We start from the raw sequence: 275 nt of genomic DNA on the forward strand, positions 1-275 counted from the left end.
CCATCAATTAACCTTCCGGCACCGGGCAGGCGTCACACCGTATACGTCCACTTTCGTGTTTGCACAGTGCTGTGTTTTTAATAAACAGTTGCAGCCAGCTGGTATCTTCGACTGATTTCAGCTCCATGAGTAAATCACTTCACCTACATATCAGCGTGCCTTCTCCCGAAGTTACGGCACCATTTTGCCTAGTTCCTTCACCCGAGTTCTCTCAAGCGCCTTGGTATTCTCTACCTGACCACCTGTGTCGGTTTGGGGTACGATTTGATGTTACC

Annotated in this window: 1 rRNA gene; it reads right to left on the reverse strand. The window is 49.1% G+C overall.

Going from position 1 to position 275, the window contains the following annotated elements:
- Positions 1-275: ribosomal RNA gene (locus tag NNN71_RS25350) — 23S ribosomal RNA — on the reverse strand; the annotation flags it as partial.

The organism is Kluyvera sp. Awk 3, from assembly GCF_028069715.1.
Lineage (GTDB): Bacteria > Pseudomonadota > Gammaproteobacteria > Enterobacterales > Enterobacteriaceae > Kluyvera > Kluyvera georgiana_A.